The 17,024-nt window shown below is 70.1% G+C and carries 15 protein-coding genes; 9 read left to right on the top strand and 6 right to left on the bottom strand.

All coding sequences use genetic code 11. The annotated features are described in order from the left end of the window. Positions 1 to 13 precede the first annotated feature (13 nt). Complete coding sequence (locus tag EZ216_RS00740; protein WP_135247662.1) at positions 14 to 2,233, bottom strand: ABC transporter permease; 2,220 nt, start codon at positions 2,231 to 2,233, stop codon at positions 14 to 16. After that, a complete protein-coding gene (locus EZ216_RS00735; protein WP_135247661.1) occupies positions 2,233 to 3,243 on the bottom strand; it encodes an ABC transporter substrate-binding protein in 1,011 nt (336 codons plus the stop codon). The genes EZ216_RS00740 and EZ216_RS00735 overlap by 1 nt, the downstream gene beginning before the upstream one ends. 126 nt (positions 3,244 to 3,369) lie before the next feature. Between EZ216_RS00735 and EZ216_RS21705 the strand changes: the two genes are divergently transcribed. Genes EZ216_RS21705 through EZ216_RS00725 form a run of 3 tightly spaced genes read left to right on the top strand, consistent with a single transcriptional unit; the run spans position 3,370 to position 5,191 of the window. Then, on the top strand, positions 3,370 to 3,870 hold the full coding sequence (locus tag EZ216_RS21705) for a hypothetical protein (RefSeq protein ID WP_239024241.1): 501 nt from the start codon (positions 3,370 to 3,372) through the stop codon (positions 3,868 to 3,870). Further along, positions 3,759 to 4,217, top strand: a complete 459-nt coding sequence (locus EZ216_RS22045; protein WP_338050519.1) for a nucleotidyltransferase family protein — start codon at positions 3,759 to 3,761, stop codon at positions 4,215 to 4,217. Before EZ216_RS21705 ends, EZ216_RS22045 begins: the two co-directional genes overlap by 112 nt. Further along, entirely contained in the window at positions 4,214 to 5,191 is a 978-nt protein-coding gene (locus EZ216_RS00725; RefSeq protein WP_135247659.1) for a Bug family tripartite tricarboxylate transporter substrate binding protein, read from the top strand. Before EZ216_RS22045 ends, EZ216_RS00725 begins: the two co-directional genes overlap by 4 nt. 3 nt (positions 5,192 to 5,194) lie before the next feature. Here EZ216_RS00725 and EZ216_RS00720 read toward each other — a convergent pair whose 3' ends face one another. Together EZ216_RS00720 and EZ216_RS00715 are read right to left on the bottom strand one after the other, a co-directional pair. Next, positions 5,195 to 6,511, bottom strand: a complete 1,317-nt coding sequence (locus EZ216_RS00720) for an ABC transporter ATP-binding protein (protein WP_135247658.1) — start codon at positions 6,509 to 6,511, stop codon at positions 5,195 to 5,197. 12 nt (positions 6,512 to 6,523) lie between these two features. Then, entirely contained in the window at positions 6,524 to 8,260 is a 1,737-nt protein-coding gene (locus EZ216_RS00715; RefSeq protein WP_135247657.1) for an ABC transporter permease, read from the bottom strand. A gap of 178 nt (positions 8,261 to 8,438) precedes the next feature. Here EZ216_RS00715 and EZ216_RS00710 point away from each other — a divergent pair, with 178 nt between their 5' ends. Continuing rightward, entirely contained in the window at positions 8,439 to 9,512 is a 1,074-nt protein-coding gene (locus EZ216_RS00710) for a sterol desaturase family protein (protein WP_135247656.1), read from the top strand. On the opposite strand, the gene mctP is transcribed toward EZ216_RS00710, so the two are convergent. Together mctP and EZ216_RS00700 are read right to left on the bottom strand one after the other, a co-directional pair. After that, complete coding sequence (gene mctP, locus EZ216_RS00705) at positions 9,488 to 11,038, bottom strand: monocarboxylate uptake permease MctP (protein ID WP_135247655.1); 1,551 nt, start codon at positions 11,036 to 11,038, stop codon at positions 9,488 to 9,490. The two genes, EZ216_RS00710 and mctP, sit on opposite strands and share 25 nt — an antisense overlap. Next, a complete protein-coding gene (locus EZ216_RS00700) occupies positions 11,035 to 11,262 on the bottom strand; it encodes a DUF3311 domain-containing protein (RefSeq protein ID WP_135247654.1) in 228 nt (75 codons plus the stop codon). The genes mctP and EZ216_RS00700 overlap by 4 nt, the downstream gene beginning before the upstream one ends. Before the next feature lie 453 nt (positions 11,263 to 11,715). On the opposite strand from EZ216_RS00700, the gene EZ216_RS00695 reads away from it, so the two are divergent. From EZ216_RS00695 to EZ216_RS00675, 5 genes are read left to right on the top strand one after another with little or no spacing between them, the layout of a single operon-like run. Beyond that, the gene (locus EZ216_RS00695) at positions 11,716 to 12,912 is read left to right on the top strand and encodes an EAL domain-containing response regulator (protein WP_135247653.1); all 1,197 of its coding nucleotides are present in this window, start codon (positions 11,716 to 11,718) and stop codon (positions 12,910 to 12,912) included. After that, positions 12,909 to 13,379, top strand: coding sequence for a chemotaxis protein CheW (locus EZ216_RS00690; RefSeq protein WP_135247652.1), 471 nt, complete (start codon positions 12,909 to 12,911; stop codon positions 13,377 to 13,379). The genes EZ216_RS00695 and EZ216_RS00690 overlap by 4 nt, the downstream gene beginning before the upstream one ends. Then, the gene (locus tag EZ216_RS00685; protein ID WP_239024240.1) at positions 13,376 to 14,740 is read left to right on the top strand and encodes a CheR family methyltransferase; all 1,365 of its coding nucleotides are present in this window, start codon (positions 13,376 to 13,378) and stop codon (positions 14,738 to 14,740) included. The genes EZ216_RS00690 and EZ216_RS00685 overlap by 4 nt, the downstream gene beginning before the upstream one ends. Continuing rightward, positions 14,737 to 15,300: a chemotaxis protein CheW gene (locus EZ216_RS00680; RefSeq protein WP_135247651.1), complete on the top strand. Its 564-nt coding sequence runs from the start codon at positions 14,737 to 14,739 to the stop codon at positions 15,298 to 15,300. The genes EZ216_RS00685 and EZ216_RS00680 overlap by 4 nt, the downstream gene beginning before the upstream one ends. Further along, a complete protein-coding gene (locus tag EZ216_RS00675) occupies positions 15,297 to 17,024 on the top strand; it encodes a methyl-accepting chemotaxis protein (protein WP_135247650.1) in 1,728 nt (575 codons plus the stop codon). Before EZ216_RS00680 ends, EZ216_RS00675 begins: the two co-directional genes overlap by 4 nt.

The raw sequence follows: 17,024 nt of genomic DNA, 5'->3' as shown, positions 1-17,024 counted from the left end.
CCCGCCCGGCGCCCTAGGCCAGGCCCTCCATCTTGTGATGCCCCTGGTGCGCGGGCGCCGCCGTGCGCCGGCCCAAACGCCGTTCGCCCACTGCCAGCTGGATCAGCGCGATGGCCAGCGTCATCAGCACGATCAGCACCGTGCAGTACGCCAGCGCGACGCCGTAGTCGCCGTTGCCCACGCGGCTGATGATGTAGGTGGTGGCCAGGTCGTTCTCCGCCGTCACGAGGAAGATCACGGCCGACACCGTGGTCATCGCGCGCACGAAGCTGTAGACCAGCGACGCCACCAGCGCCGGCTTCAGCAGCGGCAGCACCACGTGCCACAGCGTCTGCGCGGTGGACGCGCGCAGCATCAGCGAAGCTTCGTCCAGCGACCGGTCCAGCTGTTTCAGGGCCGCCGTGCCCGCCCGCACGCCCACCGGCAGGTTGCGGAACAGGAAGCACAGCACGATGACCAGGCCGGTGCCCGTCAGCTCGAATGGCGGCACGTTGAAAGCCATGATGTAGCTCACGCCTAGCACCGTGCCGGGGATGGCGAAAGCCAGCAGCGCGGCGAACTCGAAGAGCCCCTGCCCGCGGAATTCCGTGCGCGCCAGCAGCCAGGCGATGAGCAGCCCCAGGCCCGCCGTCAGCGGCGCCGCGGCGGCCGCCAGCTTCAACGTGGTGAAGAGCGAGTCCCAAGCGGTGCCCGCCCACACGATGCCGAAGGCGCCCCATTCCAGCGCGAAGGCGGTCCTGAAGTGCTGCAGCGTCGGCGTGTAGTTGCGTCCCCACGTCTGCACCAGGCCGCCGGCGAAGGCGAACAGGTAGATCACCACCGTGAAAGCCAGCCACGGGACGGCGACCGCGTACACGGCCCGGCGCACGCCATCGGGCAACGGCATCGCCAGGCCCGCATCGCCCTTGCCGCCGACGGTGGTGAACGAAGTGCGGCCCAGCATCGCGCGTTGCAGCGCGAAGACGCCGAGCGCGAAGAGCGTGAGCACCCAGGACAGCGACGCCGCGCGGCCGGGATCGTTCTGCGCGCCGACGATGGCGAAGAAGATGTCGGTCGACAGCACGGCGAACTGGCCGCCCACGACCACCGGGTTGCCGAAGTCGGCGATGCTCTCGATGAACCCGACGAGGAACGCGTTGGCCAGCCCCGGCTTCAGCAGCGGCAGCGTGATGGTGAGGAACGTGCGCGAGCGGCCCGCGCGCAGCGTCTGCGCCGCTTCTTCCAGGCTGGGCGCGACGCCCTGCACCACGCCGCGCATGATCATGAAGGCGATGGGCGTGAAGGCGAACAGCTGCGCAAGCCAGATGCCGAACATGCCGTAGAACCAGCGCGTGGGCTCGACGCCGAAGAAGTGTTCCAGCAGCTGGTTGACCACACCCGCGCGGCCGAACAGCAGGATCAGGCCCAGCCCGACCACGAACGGCGGCGTGATGATCGGCAGCAGCGCCAGCACGCGCAGCGGCACCTGCCACCGGCGCGGGCCACGCTCGGCCAGCAACGCGAACAGCGTGCCCAGCAGCGTGGTGCCGGCCGCCGTGAGCAGCGCAAGCGTCAGCGTATTCCAGGCGACGCCGCAGCGCACGCCGCCCGCCAGGCAGGACAAGCCCCAGATGCGTTCGTTGCCGATGCGTTCGTAGATGGCGAGCAGCGACAGGTGCCCGGCGTCATCGAGGAACGCCGCCGACAAGGCCCTCGCGACCGGGTAGGCGATGAACAGCAGCAGCAGCAGGCCCGCGCCGAGCACGCTGGCCGCGACGAAGGTGTCGCCGCGGAAGAACCCCATTCGCGCGACGCCGGCCGCGGCGAGCACCGTCAGTGCCGCGAGCACCACGAAGGCGCCCGCACCCATGCCGTACTGCTGCGCGGCCAGTTCGCCGAAAGCGCGCTCGAGGAAGGCGAAGGACCACCCCTTCGCGCCGACCAGAAAGCCGCTGCCCAAGAGGGTGAGCAGCCCGGTGAGCCCGCCCGCCAGCAACCAGCGGCCTTGCACGCGTCCCGGTGGGTGGCCCAGGCCGACGGCGGCGATGGCCAGCCCGATCAAGCCGCCGAGCAGCCATTTGCGTCCGTGCAGGAGCGCCTGCGTGATGCCGTTGGCGGTTTCGGGACCGCCGAAGACGCCCGGCACGGCCTGCCACCAGCCCGCGTCCTGGATGGCGTACCAGGGCAGCGCCACATACCCCAGCAAACCCGCCACCAACCAGAGGCGGATGGCCAGCTCGGGCGCGCGGCGCATCAGCGAGGCAGCGAGTTGACTTCCTTCTCCCAGCGCGAGATCAGGCGCTTGCGCTCGCTGCTGGCGCCGTACTTCGCGTAGTCATAGCTGATCAGCTTGATCTTCTTGAAGTCGGGGACGTTGGGATCGACCTTCGCGCCCTTGTTGCTGGGCAGCTGGTACTGCTTGGCGGCGGCGGCGAGTTCCTGCGCCGAAGCCGTCAGCGCGAACTCGTAGAACTTCTTGGCCGCGTCGAGGTTGCGCGCGCCCTTGATGATGCTCATGGAACCGATCTCGGCGCCGGTGCCTTCCTGCGGGGTGACCGTCTCCACCGGGAAGCCCGCCATCTTTTCCTGCGGGCCGTCGTGCACGAAGCTGATGGACACCGCGGTCTCGCCGCGCGCGACGGCCTTGATGGGCGCCGTGCCCGAGCGCGTGTACTGCCCCACGTTCTTGTGCAGGCCCTTCAGGTAGTCGAACGCCTTCTCCTCGCCCATCAGCTGCACCAGCGTGGCGATCATGGTGTAGGCGGTGCCGCTGGAAGCGGGGTTGGCCACCTGGATATCGCCCTTGTACTGCGGCTTGAGCAGGTCGGCCCAGGCCTTGGGCACGGCGAGCTTCTTCTTGGCCAGCAGCTCGGGGTTGTAGCCGAAGCCCAGCGGGCCGGAATAGATGCCCACGGTCTTGTAGCCCGATTGCTTCGCTTGCTGCTGCGCCCATTCGTGCAACTGCGGCAGGGAGGGCGACTTGTATTCGAGGGTGAGGCCCTGCTCCGCCGCCTGCAGGTGAGGGTCGCCCGTGCCGCCGAACCAGACGTCGGTCTTCGGGTTCTCCTTTTCGGCGGCCAGCTGCGCCAGCGCCTCGCCGGAGCCCTTGAGCGACATGTTCACCTTCACGCCCGTGGAGCGCGCATAGACCGTGGACAGCAGGCTGCACCACTCGGCCTGGACCGAGCAGATCACGTTGATTTGCTGCGCGAACGCGCTGCCTGCGCAGGCCGCGAGCGCCGCGGCGATGAGGGGTTTTTTCATGTGGAAGCGGCGGGCGGTGATGGGCCCGGAAGAAAGAGATGGCGACCCCGCCAAGTTACCGGAACATGACAGTTCCATGACAGCGGAAAAACCCGGGCAGCCGTCCCCGTGGTCTATGCTGCACGGATGCGATTCCGCTTCCTCTCGCGCGCGGCGCGCACGCTGATCGCGCTGGCTGCTTTCGCCTGCGCAACCTCCATCGCCGGTCCGCTGCCGGGCGGCCTGTCGCTCGGCATGACGGTGCCGGAAATGCAGCAGGCGCAACCGGGCCTCAAGCGCGTGCCGCATCCCGCGCGGCTGGCCGGCGGGCTGGTGGGCAGCTGGTCGGCGGACGAAGTGCGCCTGGCCGGCGTCGCCCTGCTGCCCACGTTCTACATCGCCGACGGCCAGCTCGCGCGCGTCGAGTACTTGGCACGCGAAGGCGGCCCCGCTTCGTATTCGTCCCTGCTGGCGTGGGCCCGCGGCACCTGGGGCGCGGAGCTCGCGTCCAACGCGCCGGAGGGTTCTTACGCCAGTTGGGAAGGCGAAGAGGTGGACGCGTACCTGCAGCTCGCCAACACCGCGGCCGGCCCGCAGACGCGGCTGGTGATCAAGCGGCGCGTGCTGAAGGACGCGAGCGAACTCTAGCGGCCCGTCATGCACGGCCACCACGCCGGTCCGCAGGATTTCCTGCGCGGCATCCTTTCGAACCGCTTCAACCGCGCCATCCTGGACAACTGGGCGGCATCGACTGCTTCCTGGTTCCCGCCACCTGCGTGGGGGTGCGGCCGTCGTGCGATGGCCTGGAGCTCCACGCGCCGAACGGGCTGGACATCCTGTACGCGGGAAAGCTCGCGCCCAACCCGCTGACGCCGCACCTGGAACTGTTCCGGCGCAAGGCGGCTTCGTACCGCCGGCGCTGGGGCTGGTTGCAGGTGATTGAGTACGATCCAGCCACCACCCGACCACCGGACACACCGAGGAGCATCCCTTGATCAATCGACGAAGCGCCACCGGCCTGCTGGCCCTGTCCGCCCTGTTCGGCGCCACCGGCGCCGCGCACGCCCAAAGCTATCCCGCCAAGAGCATCCGCTGGGTGGTGCCCTACCCGGCCGGCGGCGGTTCGGACTTCCTGGCCCGCACCATCGGCCTGCAGCTGTCCGCGCAGTCCGGCCAGCCGGTTCTGGTGGACAACAAGCCGGGCGGCAACACGGCCATCGCCGCGGCGGACGTGGCGCGCTCGGCCCCCGACGGCTACACCATCCTGTCGGCCGACAACGGCACCATGGTGTTCAACACCGCGCTGTATTCCAAGCTGACCTACAGCCCCGAGAAAGACCTGCTGCCCGTCACGCTGATGGGCAAGTTCCCCATGATCCTGGTCGTGGGCCCGGGCTCGGACGCGAAGGACGCGCGCGACTTCATCGCCAAGGCCAAGGCGCGCCCCGGCGCCATCAGCTACGGCTCGGCCGGCGCCGGCAGCCCGCACCACCTGGCGATGGAATTGCTGAAGGTGGACGCGGGCCTGCACATGGTGCACATCCCCTACCGCGGCGCCGCGCCGGCGCTGAGCGACCTGGCCGGCGGCCAGATCCCCGCGATGATGGTCGACCTGGCCGCGGGCGCCGGCTTCATCAAGGGCGGCAAGATTCGCGCGCTGGCCGTGGCCAACCCCACGCGCCTGCCGCAGTTGCCCGACGTGCCGACGTTCGCCGAACTCGGGTTCAAGAACGTCGAAGCCGCCGCGCAGGTGGGCATCGTCGTGCCGGCCCGCACGCCCGCCGACGTGGTGAACGCGCTGCAGAAGCAGATCGCCACCGCCATCAACACGCCCGCGGTGCGCCAGAAGCTGGTGGACTTCGGCATCGAGCCGGTCGCCAGCACGCCGCAGGAATACGCCGACCTCAACCGCCACGAAGTGGCGCGCTGGCACAAGCTGATCCGCGAGCAGAAGATTTCGCTGGACTGATCGTCAGGGGGCCGTCCCGGCAGAGGCGGCCTCGCCGTCCGGCAGCTTCAGCACGCCGGCATTGAAGTCGTACTCGTAGACCTCGCCGTACCGGCCCCATTCGATGGCGATCTCCAGGGTGCGACCGGCCTGGCCGGCGTCCAGCGATTCCTGCAGCACCGACAGGAAAGGTTCCTCGCCCAGGGTGCCCGAAGGCTCGGCTTCCAGGTCCTCGCGGATGCGCGAAGCCAGCGGCACATGCATCAGCAGCTGCTGGCCGAAGATCTCCTGGCGCAGCGTGTGGGCCGCCGCCGCGTAACGGTGCCCCAGCGGCGTCAGGCTGATGTCGCCCTTCTCCACGTGCGCCAGGCCCAGCAGGCCCAGCGCTTCGTAGGTCGGGAACAGTTCCTCGTCCGGAAGCTCGGCTTCGTCGGCCAGCTGGGGCAGGTCGGCGCGGCCGCCGAACGGCGGGCCGGCCAGCAGGTCCAGCACGGCTTCGATGCGATTGACGTCGGTCTCGGGCAGGCGGTAGTCCACGGCCGGTGCTGCCTGCGCCGCGGCGGCGGGCGCCGGCGCGACGCGCATGGTCATGAGGCCGTACACCTCGTCGATCAGCGCGCGCACCGCGGCCGAGTCGGCGTCGCGCGGACGCGGCACGTCGATGACGTACTCGCTGCGGATGCGACCGGGGTCGCTGGACAGGATGACGATGCGGTCGGCCATCATCACCGCTTCCTCGATGTTGTGCGACACCACCAGGATGCCCCGGGTGGGGATGCTCTTGGTGTCCCACAGCTCCAGGATCTCGGTGCGCAGCGTCTCGCCGGTGAGGACGTCCAGCGCCGAGAAGGCTTCGTCCATCAGCAGCACGTCGGGGTTGGTCACCAGCGCGCGCGCGATCCCCACGCGCTGGCGCATGCCGCCCGAAAGCTCGCGCGGCAAGGCGCCGCCGAAGCCGGCCAGCCCGATGAGTTCCAGCATGGCGTCGGCCCGCTGCTGCCTGTCGGCGGGCGCGACGCCCTGGGCTTCCAGCCCCAGTTCGACGTTCTGCTGCACGGTGAGCCAGGGGAACAGCGCGAACGACTGGAAGACCATCGCGACGCCTTCGACCGGCCCGGCGATGGGCTTGCCGCGGTAGGCCACCGACCCGCCGTCGGCGGGGATGAGCCCCGCCATGATGCGCAGCAGCGTCGACTTGCCGGAACCCGACTTGCCGAGCAGCGCGACGATCTCGCCCTTGCCCAGCGAGAAGTTCACGCCGTCCAGCACGAGGCGCGGCGCGCCCTCCGCGGTGCGGAACGACTTGGAGACGCCGCGCAGGTCGAGCAGGAATTCCTTCATGTCGGTCGATCCCTATTTGCTGCGGTCTTCCGCCAGCACGTACAGGCGCCGCCAGAAGAACCGGTTGAGCAGCATGACGAAGACGCACATCACGCCGATGCCCAGCGCGATGCGGTGGAAGTCGCCGGCGTCGGTCATCTGCTTGATGTAGCTGCCCAGGCCGTCGGCCACCAGTGACGTTTTTCCCCAGGTCACGTATTCGGCCACGATGCTCGCGTTCCACGAGCCGCCGCTGGCCGTGATGGCGCCCGTGACGAAGCTCGGGAAGACGGCGGGCAGGTAGACGCGCTTCCACTTCAGCCAGCCCCGCAGGCCGAGGTTCTCGGATGCCAGCCGCAATTCATTGGGCAGCGTCGACGCGCCCGCCACCACGTTGAACAGGATGTACCACTGGGTGCCGAACACCATCAGCGGGCTGAGCCACACGTTCGGGCTGAGGTGGTAGGTGGCCAGCACGTACACCACCAGCGGGAACATCAGGTTCACCGGGAAGGCCGCGAGGAACTGCGCCACCGCCTGCACCTTCTGCGAGTACGCGGGACGCAGCCCGATCCACACCGAGATGGGCACCCACACGATGGACGCCAGCGCGATGAGCACCAGCACGCGCGCCAGCGTGATGAGCCCCAGCCCGGCCACGTGGGCCACTTCGCGCCAGCCCACCACGCTGTGCACGTAGAAGAAGAACTGCAGCGTCGCGGCGACGCCCGCCAGCAGCAGCGCGGCATCCCACAGCCGGCCCCAGCGCGCGTCCGGCGCGGCGGCCTGCCCCGCGCCGGCGCGGCGTTGCGTGCGCGGACCGCCGAACCAGCCGAGCGCCTTGCGCATCTGGGACCAGAAGCGGTCGGTGACGGCCCGCACGAAAGCGCTGCGGCGGCCCCAGTCGAGCAGCCAGGACTTCTGCGCGGTGTCGCCCTGCGATTCCTCGAAGCGGAACTTGTCGGCCCACGCCAGCAGCGGGCGGAAGAACAGCTGGTCGTAGAGGATGATGCCGGCCAGCATCGCGCCGATCGCCCAGAAGATGGCGCGCCCGCTCTCCTGCGCGATGGCCACGGCGATGTACGCGCCGATGCCGGGCAGCTTGATGTCCTGGTTGGCGACCGAGACCGCCTCCGCGGCGACCAGGAAGAACCAGCCGCCGGACATCGACATCATCATGTTCCACAGCAGCCCGGGCGTCGCGAACGGCAGTTCCAGGCGCCAGAACCGCTGCCATCCGGACAGGCGGAACACGCGGGCCGCCTCGTTCAGCTCGGGCGGGATCGTCTTCATCGACTGGTACAGGCTGAACGCCATGTTCCAGGCCTGCGACGTGAAGATGGCGAAGATGGCCGCGCATTCCACGCCGAGCAGGTTGCCGGGGAACAGCGCGATGAACGGGGCGATGGCGATGGCCTGGAATCCCAGGATCGGAACGGACTGCAGCACGTCCAGCAGCGGGATCAGCACCTTTTCCGCCGCACGGTACTTCGCCGCCAGCGTGGCGAAGACGAAGCTGAAAAGCAGCGCGCACCCCAGCGCCAGGAACATGCGCAGGATGGTGCGCAGCAGGTAGTAAGGCAGCTCCAGCGGGTCCAGCGTGATGGGCGTGGGCTGGCCGACGATGAAAGGCCGGCTCATCTGCATGGCCCCGAAGGCCACCGCCGCCAGCACGGCCAGCACGATGGGCAGCAGCGCCCAGTCCCAGCGGTTGGGCGTGGTCGCCAGCAGCGAAGTGCCCGTGCGGCGGGGAGAGAAGACAGAGAACATGTGGCCGGCGTTCGGCGGCTGCCTTGCGCGGTGCGCGCGGGCCGTCTTTCCCTTGCCCGGCGGGCGCGGGCTGGAAGACGATGCCGTCGAGTCAGGAGGCCGCGATTATCGCCCGGCCATGCCGGCGCGCCGGGCCGCCGCTTTGGGAAAATCGGCGCAGTCCTCCCGCGAAATCCCCATGCACACCCTCGCCCTCCTGTGGTCCCACCTCGTCGACTGGACGTCGGCGCACGCCGTGGTGCCGGTGGCGGCCGCATTGCATGCGGGCGCCGCCGCGGACGACGCGCGCGAGATCGCGCAGGCCTTGCTCATCGCCTGCCTGCAGGTGTTTCTCATCGCCTGCGTGATGCGCCCGCTGGAAAGCGTCTGGCCGCACGAGCGCTGGGAAGACCGCGAGCTGACCACGGTGGACCGTCAGTACACGCTGGTCATGCTGGGGCTGTTTCCGCTGTTCAGCTATCTCGCGCTGCGCCCCTTCGCGGACCTTTTCGCGGGCGGAACGGCCGCCGCCGGCCCGGGCGGCCTGCGCGAGTGGTTTCCCTGGTTCGCCGCGCATCCGCTGGCGGCGTTCCTCGCCTACTACGCCGCCTACGACCTCTGCTACTACTGGATGCACCGGGCGCAGCACGCCATCCCCTGGTGGTGGGCCCTGCACAGCATGCACCACAGCCAGCGGCAGATGAGCTGCTGGACCAACGACCGGGGCAGCTACCTGGACGGCGTGCTGCAGTCGTTCGTGCTGTCACTGGTGGGCATAGCGCTGGGCGTGGAGCCTTCGGAGTTCGCGCTGCTCGTGCTGCTGAGCGAGCTGGTGCAGAACCTGTCGCACGCCAACCTGCGCCTTCAACTGGGATCGGTGAGCCGCTGGGCCGCGCGCATCTGGGTGGGGCCGCGCTTCCATCGCCTGCACCACATGCGGCGCGATCCCGACCGGCCCGCGCTGCACAACTGCAATTTCGGCCAGGTGCTGTCGGTCTGGGACAGCCTGTTCGGCACGGCGCTTCACGGCGAGCCCGTGCGGCCCACCGGCGTGAGCGACCCGGTCGTCGATGCCGACAACGGCCGCGGGCTGGTGGCGATGCAGTGGCACACGCTGAAGCGCTTCTGGGCAGCGGTGCGCCACCTGGAAGGCTGGCGGCTGGGCGACGTGCACTTCGGCGGGCCGGGCTTGCGGCCCGTGCACGACGACGGCACCGGCGGCGTGCACGCGCCGGGCGAAGCCCTCGTTCAGCCGCCCACCGGATCCAGGTAATCCTCCGGCCGCGTGGCGTCCACCGCCGGCCGCATGCCCATCACCCGCACCACCACGCTCACCACGATGGCGACCACCAGGTTCACCACCAGCGACCACACGGCGGCGTAGCCGGGGATCGCGGTGCCGAACAGGTGGATGGTGTAGGTGGAGCTCGCCAGCTTCAGCGACACCGCCATCCAGGTGCCCGTGACGATGCCGGCCGCCCAGCCGAGCAGCAGGCCGCGGTGGTCCAGCGCGCGCGTGTACAGCCCCAGCACGATGGCCGGCAACGTCTGGATGATCCAGATGCCGCCCAGCAACTGCAGCTGGATGGCGTACGTGAGCGGCAGGCCCAGGATGAAGGCCAGCGCCCCCACCTTCACGATCAGCGAGACGAACTTCGCGACCTGCGTCTCCTGGTGGTGCGCCATGCCGGGGTTGATGAACTCCTTGTGGATGTTGCGCGTGTACAGGTTGGCCGCGGCGATGGACATGATGGCCGCCGGCACCAGTGCGCCGATGCCGATGGCCGCGAACGCCACGCCGACGAACCACGGCGGGAAGAAGTGCAGGAACAGCGCGGGCACCGCGAAGTTCGGCCCGAAAGCCTTGAAGTACGGCGCGTACTGCGGCATGTCCTTCACGCCCGCGGCCAGGGCCATGAAGCCCAGCAGCGCCAGCAGCCCCAGCACCAGCGAATACGCCGGCAGCAGGGCCATGTTGCGGCGGATGGTGCTGCCCGACGAAGAGGCCAGCAGCGCGGTGACGGAGTGCGGGTAGAGGAACAGCGCCAGCGCCGAGCCCACCGCCAGCGTGGCGTACGCGCTGTAGCCGTTCAGGCTTCCCGCGTCGGGCGGCTTGAGCAGCAGGTTCTTCTCCGGCACCGCCGAGAAGATGGCGCCGAAGCCGCCCAGCTGCGCCGGGATGACGATCATCGCGACGATGATCGTCAGGTAGATCAGCAGGTCCTTCACGATCGCGATCATGGCCGGCGCACGCAGGCCGGACGTGTATGTGTAGGCCGCCAGGATGACGAAGGCGATGATCAGCGGCAGGTCGCCGACCAGGCCCTTCGTCTCGAACCCCAGCGCGCCGATCACGACCTCGATGCCCACCAGCTGCAGCGCGATGTACGGCATGGTCGCGACGATGCCGGTGACCGCCACGGCCAGGCCCAGCATGCGGCTGCCGTGGCGCGCGGTGACGAAGTCGGAAGCCGTCACGTAGCCGTGCCGCTTGGCCACGGCCCACAGTTTCGGGAACACCACGAAGGCGAACGGGTAGATCAGCACCGTGTACGGCAGCGCGAAGAACCCGGTCGCGCCCGCGCCGAACACGAGCGCCGGCACGGCGATGAAGGTGTAGGCCGTGTACAGGTCCCCGCCCAGCAGGAACCAGGTGACGACGGTGCCGAAGCGCCGCCCGCCCAGGCCCCATTCGTGCAGGTGCGCCAGGTCCCCGCGCCGCCACCGCGCCGCGAAGAAGCCCAGCACCGTGACGAACACGAACAGCAGCACGAAGACCGTGACGGCGACCGCGTTCATGGCGCCTCCCCGTTGCCGTTGCCGTTGCGGGTCATGAAGTACACCAGCGCGGTGATCACCGCGCTGATCAACACCCAGAGCAGCTGGTACCAGTAGAAGAACGGGAAGCCCCACAACCGCGGGTCGGCGCGGTTGTACGAAGACACCCAGACCATCGCGATCCAGGGAATCAGCAGGAGCCACAACCAGTGCCGTGAAGGCCGGCGGCCACGCGACCCGTTCATGTCGTCACCTCCCGACAGCGAATGGAGGAGACAGGGATGTTGCACCAATCGCGCTCCATCGGGTGCTGGGCCGTGGCACATCTTTGCGCCAGCCCGGCGGCAGTGGGATCGTCGCCCTGCCGCACCGGCGGCCCGGCCGGATGTCATATGAGGAATTTGGTTCTATCTTCCGCCAGGCCACCACGAAACACGGCCTCACGAACAGCGCCGCCACGGTTGAGCTCGCCGCGGAGATTAGAACGGAAGACATCAACTCCATCGATGCGCTTGCCGCAGGGAGGGCGCCCTCGGTGGTCACCCTAGGGCAGCCCCGGTGGATCGCATCTAGACTGTACTTTCCGAGCGGCAAAAAATACAGGTCGGGAGGCCCCATGAAGACCACGGTATCCGCAAGCGTTCGTGGGATGTATAGAGCCACGGCAGCAGGAAAAGACTTCACTCCTCGCTGAGCCGATGCCCTGCAGGAACCTGCGCTTCCTGGTGGTCGAAGACCACGAGTTCCAGCGCCTTGCATTGACGCGGCTGCTCCAGACGCTCGGCGCCGCGACGGTGCGCGAAGCCGGCGACGGCCGGGCCGCCCTGCAGGTCCTGCGGGACCCCGACCGGCCGGTGGACATCGTTCTCACCGACCTTTCCATGCCCGCCATGGACGGTATGGAGTTCATCCGGCACCTGAGCGAAGCGGGCTCGCCGGTGTCGGTGATCCTCACCAGCGCCCTCGAGCCGGCACTGCTCGCCTCCATCGCGCACATGGCGCGCACCTACAAGGTCCGGCTGCTGGGCGTCATCGCCAAGCCCGTCGCGGCGGCCAAACTCGTGCCGCTGGTCGAACTGCACCGGGGCATGGCGGACGAGCAGGTCCCGCCGGAAGTGGCGTTCCCGCTCGACGAGATCGCCGAGGCCTGGACGCGCAACGAGTTCGAGCTCTGGTACGAGCCGCAGGTGCTGCTCGCCAGCGGCACGGTCCGCGCGATGCACGCCGGCGCGCGCTGGGACCACCCGGGCCGCGGCATCCTCGAACCGGCGGCCTTCATGCCTTCGGTTCAGGCAAGGGGCCTGAAGGAGGACTTCGGCTGGCTCGTGCTGCAGAAGGCGGTGGCGCAGTGCCGCCTCTGGCAGGCCGAAGGGCGCGATCTCTCCGTGTGGGTCCGCCTGGACTTCGATTCCCTCGCCGACGTGAACACCGCGGCGCGGATCCGGCAGACCACCGACAACGAAGGCCTGTCGCCGGGGCACCTGGTGCTGGGCATCCCGGAGGCCGCGCTGCAGGCCGACCAGGCCCGCGTGCTGGAAAACCTGGCGCGCCTGCGGATGCACGGCTTCGGACTCGCGATCGAGGATTTCGGCCACGGCGCCATGGACGTCGACCGGCTCGCGCTGGTGGCGTTCACCGCGCTGAAGTTCGACCGCGGCTTCGTGACCGGCGTGGACCGCGACAGCGCCGCGCGTGCCGGCCTGGCCGTGGGCCTCGAGCTGGCCCGGAAGCAGCAACTCGCCACGGTCGCCACCGGCATCGGCACCAAGGATGAATGGCAGCTGCTGCACGACTGGGGCTGCCTGCTCGCCCAGGGTCCCTTCATCGCGGCTCCCATGCCGGCCGCCGCGGTCCCCGCGTGGACGACCCGCTGGACCCGCTCCACGATCCGATGAGCAACAGCGCTGCCGCTCGCCGGCTGGTCGCTTTCCGCCTGGGAAGCGGTCGACACGCGGTCGCTCTCGCGGCCGTGCAGCGAGTGCTCGCGGCGGCGGCGGTGACCCCGCTGCCCGCGGCCGCGCCGGAAGGCGTCCTGGGCGTCCTCGACGTGGCGGGCCAGGTCCTTCCCGTGTACGCGGCGCGCGAAAGGTTCGGCCTGCCGGCCAAACCGCTGGAACCGGACGACCAGTTCCTTCTCCTGCGAACGCCGCGCCGGCTGCTGGCGCTGGTGGTCGACGAGGCGCTCGGCGTGATCGAGTGCGATGCCGCGGTGCTGGACGCGGCGGCACTGGTGCCGGGCCTGCAACGACCGGCGGGCGTGGCGCGCCTGCCCGACGGGCTGCTGCTGGTGCACGACGTGGAGCTGCTGCTGTCGCCTTCGCAGGAAGAGGCGCTCGTCGTGGCCCTGGAGGGGCGCACGTGACCGCCGCGGGCCTGGAGGAAGCCGAGTGGGGCGAGCTCGCCGCGCTTGTCGCCCAGCGCATGGGCCTGCATTTCCCGCCCGAACGGTTCCCGCAGCTGCACCGCGGCATCGAGGCCGCCGCGCGCGAACGGCAGCAGGACGACGTGCCGCGCTATGTGCGCGGCCTGCTCGACACCGGCATCGGCCATGCCGAGGTCCAGCGGCTGGCGGCGCACCTGACCGTCGGCGAAACCTACTTCTTCCGCGACCCGCCCCTGCTGGATGCCGTGGCGGGCATGGTGCTGCCCGAGATGGTGCGAGCGCGCCGCGGCCGTGACCAGCACCTTCGGGTGTGGAGCGCCGGTTGCGCCAGCGGCGAGGAAGCGTACACGCTGGCCATCCTGCTGCACGAGGCGCTGCCCGATCCCCGCGGCTGGCGCGTCTCGATCACGGGCACCGACATCCACCCGGCCGCCCTCGAAAAGGCGCGGGCCGGCGTCTATGGCGAGTGGTCTTTCCGTTCCACGCCCGCGCGCCTGAAGGCCGCCTATTTCCTCCCCCGCGCCGACGGCCGGCACGAAATCGCGCCGCACCTGCGCCGGCTGGTGGACTTCCGCTGGCTGAACCTGGCCGAGGACAGCTTCCCGTCGTCGGACGGCGGGACCGATGCGGTGGACATCCTTTTCTGCCGCAACGTGCTGATGTACTTCCGGCCGGAGCGCGCGCGCGCCACCGTGGCGCGGCTGCGCCGTTCGCTGGCCGACGGCGGCTGCTTGGTGGTGGGCCCGAGCGAGGCGTCGCAGGCACTGTTTTCGCGGTTGGCGGTGGAAAACCATCCGGGCGCGATCCTCTATCGCAAGCGGTCCGCGCCGCGGCGCGCCGAGGTCGCCGTGGCGCCTTGCGCGCCCGTGCGCCCACCCGCCCGCGCGCCCGTCCCCGCTTGCGCACCCGCGGCCCCATCGCGGTCTTGCCTGGCGGCGGCGCCGGACGAGCCCGCGGCGCTGGCCCGGTCGATGGCGGACCGGGGCGACCTCGGCGCGGCGCTGCAATGGTGCGAGCGCTGGATCGACGCGGACAAGGTGAACCCGGCCGCACACTACCTGCGCGCAATGGTGCTGCTGGAGCGCGGCGAAGCCGAGGCGGCGCGTCTCGCGTTGCGGCGCGCGGTGTTCCTGGAGCCCGGGTTCGTGCTCGCGCATTTCGCGCTGGGCAACCTGGCCCGCCAGGCCGGCGAAACGGCGGCCGCCGCGCGCCACTATGCCAACGCGCGCGTGCAGCTTGCGCGCTACCAGCCCGGCGACCTGCTGCCCGAAGGCGATGGGCTGAGCGCCGGAAGGCTCACGCAACTGCTGTCCGGGCTCGCCCCGGCGGACGCCGCATGAGCACGCCTTCCGCAACCCTGCCCGATCCGGGGGACGTCCTGCGGGCCCGGGCGCTGGCGCTGGCCCGGACGCCCCCCGCACCACCTTCCGGCCCGGTGCTGGAGGTGCTGGAATTCCGGCTGGCGCGCGAGCACTACGCGATCGAGTCGCGGCACGTCGCCGCCGTCGTGCCGCTGCTGCACCTCGCGCCGGTGCCATGCACGCCGGCTTTCGTGCGCGGCGTGATGAACGTTCGGGGCCGCATCACGGCCGTCCTCGACCTGCAGGTGCTGCTGCAGACGCCGGCGCCGGGGCTGCACGACCTGCACCACGTCGTCCTGGTGCGCAGCGGCGCGATGGAGTTCGGGCTGCTGGCCGAGGCGGTGATCGGCGCGCGCACGCTGCCCGGCGCCGACCTGCAGCCGCCCTTGCCGTCGCTGCGCGTCAGGCACCTGCGCGGCATCACGGCGCAGCGGCTGCTGGTGATCGACTTCGAGCGGCTGGCGGCCGACCCCGGGATTCTCGTCAACGAAGAGGGGCCTTCCATGAGCGATGCATGGCTGGGCAAGGAGGAAGCATGAAGTGGAACGTCGGCGCGAAACTCGCCACCGGATTCGGCTTGGTCCTGGCCTGCGTGCTCGCCGTGGGCGCTGCCTGCTACGGAGCCACCGCGGACCTGATCCAGGCCAACGAGCAGCGCAGGATCACGGCGGGAATCCTCAACCGGCTCGATGACATCGTGCCCCTGGTCAAGGAGATCGAGCTCGGCACGCGCAGCTACTACCTCACCGGCGACGAGCAGTTCCTGCGGCCCGTGGGCCCGGCGACCGAGCGCGCCCCCAGGCTGCTGCAGGAGATCCGGCAGCTGATCGGCACCGGCGATTCGCAGCTTCGCCGGCTGGACGCCATCGAGCCTCTGGTGAAGAACCGCATCGAGCACGTGCGCGGGACCACCGAGGTCTACCGCTCCCAAGGGAGCAAGGCGGTCGTGCAGCGCATCCTGGCCGGCGGGGGCCTCGGCATCACGAACGACATCACGCGCGTCGTCCGCGAGATGCAGGACGAGGCGCGCGCCGACCTGCAGAGGCAAGTCGGCGAGACCGAGGCGAACAGCCGCAACGCCGTGCTCACCATCGTCGTCGGCACCGGCCTGGCGGTGCTGGCCGCATTGCTCGCGGCCGCGCTGCTCACCCGGACCATCGCGCGCCCGCTGCGCCAGCTGACCGCGCACGCCGCGCGCATCGAGCGCGGCGACATCCGGGCGGAGATTCCCGAGGACGCGCGCGCGGACGAGGTCGGCGCGCTGGCCCGCGCCTTCTCCGGGATGACGCGGTACCTGCAGGACATCGCCGCGCAAGCCGAACGCATGGCCAGCGGCGACCTGCGCACCAGCATCGCGCCGCAATCCGCCGACGACATGCTGGGCAACGCGTTCCAGCGCATGAGCGGCAACCTGCGCGATCAGATCCGCGGCATGGTGGAAGCGGTGTCCGTGCTGGGCGCGTCGACCACCCAGATCGTGGCTTCGACCAGCCAGCTGGCGTCGAGCGCGACCGAATCGGCGGCCGCCGTCGCGCAGACGACCGCCACCGTGGAAGAAGTGCGCCAGACCGCCGAATTGAGCAACCAGAAGGCGCAGCACGTCGCGGACAGCGCGCAGAAGGCGGTGCAGCAGACACTGGACGGCCGCCGGTCCGCCGAGGATCTCGACGCGGGCATGGAACGCGTCCGCCGGCAGATGGAAAGCATCGGCACCAGCATGGCGCGGCTGTCGCAGCACGGCCAGACCATCGGCCAGATCATCGCGACCGTCGAGGACCTGGCGGTCCAGTCCAACCTGCTGGCCGTCAACGCGTCGATCGAGGCAGCCAAGGCCGGCGAGCAGGGCAAGGGCTTCGCCGTGGTCGCGCAGGAAGTCAGGAGCCTGGCGGCGCAGTCCCGGCAGGCGACGGCCGAGGTGCGCGCGGTCCTCGGCGACATCCAGGCCGCGACGGCCGCGGCCGTCGCGGTAACCGACCAGGGCGCCCGCGCAGTGCAGGCGGGCAGCGAACAGACCGCCGTGGCGCGCGTGGCGGTCGAGGGTCTCTCGGCCAGCATCGGCGAGGCGGCCCAGGCCGCCACACAGATCGCGGCGTCCAGCCACCAGCAACTGGTGGGCGTGGACCAGGTGGCCGGTGCGATGAACAGCATCAAGCAGGCGAGCAGCCAGAACATGGTCAGCGCCCGCCAGCTCGAAAGCTCGGCCCAGGGCCTGAACGACCTGGGCCATCGCCTGCAGCAGATCGTCTCGGCCTATCGCCTCTAG

This window comes from Ramlibacter humi (genome assembly GCF_004681975.1).
In the GTDB taxonomy this organism is placed as follows: Bacteria; Pseudomonadota; Gammaproteobacteria; order Burkholderiales; family Burkholderiaceae_C; genus Ramlibacter; species Ramlibacter humi.
The sequence above is the reverse complement of the archived record's forward strand: the minus strand, read 5'-3'. Positions and strand labels throughout refer to the sequence as shown.